1 protein-coding gene is annotated in these 978 nt (G+C 41.6%); it reads right to left on the bottom strand.

All coding sequences use genetic code 11. The features are described 5' to 3' along the window. Positions 1–697 precede the first annotated feature (697 nt). Positions 698–978 (bottom strand): hypothetical protein (locus B5F88_RS21205; RefSeq protein WP_204246285.1); only part of this gene is annotated, 281 nt, incomplete at its 5' end.

The raw sequence follows: 978 nt of genomic DNA, 5'->3' as shown, positions 1-978 counted from the left end.
GGTTTGACACGTTCCCATTGTTCTGTTGTTAATTCATAGCATTTCATACCTCTAGTTTCGCATATCTGCTCCTTTTGTGCAACTTTTATTTTTCAAACAAGCCCTAAGCAGCTTGGAAGCGAATGATAGAGCACAGATTTTTTCTTATATTGGACAGTACTGTCCTAATTTGAAAACTGATCAAAATACTTTTGGGATTGGAAGCGAAGAAGATTTAAGGTTGCTTCTATGGGGGATTGAACAGCGTTTCTATACTACACCTGTCGGCGGAGAACGGCGGATTGCTAATTCTGTGATTCAAATGTAATCCTCTGCATAGCGCTTTTCGTTTTACTTGGTTAGCAGAAAGTAGATTAAAGAATTTTGTTCGTTGCTATAGCAATACAGCAAGTGATAATTAAGCTAATTATCGTGTGTTTTGGGCAATAAAGCGGGCCTCCTGTTACTGGAAGCCCGCTTTCTGTATACCCGCTTGACGCTTGCTCAATAAGTGGCGGTAGAAATTATTGCTGGTGTATTTCGCTGTTTTCCCCGGTCAAGTAGTGCCAGTAGCGTATAAATACCCTATCAAAAATAGCACTTCCTCTTCATATAGCGCACCTGTGACGGGAAGATTTGGCACCTCAGATTTTAACTCTTCCAAAAGATACTCTTCCCCCGACCATTGCACATTCGATTATAGACTGAATCCAGTGATTTAGCCAACCTGGATCGCATGAACGCGGATATGAAGGATAGCACGCTTTCCGAGACAATACCTTCGATAATCTATCAAAAAAATAAATGTTACAGCACTTGTTACCTTGGTGGAAGGATACTTGCAATATAGTAAAAAAGCAGGTAAAATGTAAAAGGAGAATGTTCCAACGGATAATCTCTTATTATCCGCCATTACTGGCGGGGGAGGTGTATACCAATGCGGATACTGGTTCTTGCCGCAGGAAAGGGAAGCCGCTTGAGACCTTACACCGACACGAC

Source organism: Flavonifractor sp. An306, from assembly GCF_002159455.1.
Lineage (GTDB): Bacteria > Bacillota > Clostridia > Oscillospirales > Oscillospiraceae > Flavonifractor.
This window is presented reverse-complemented; position numbering and strand designations above follow the sequence as displayed.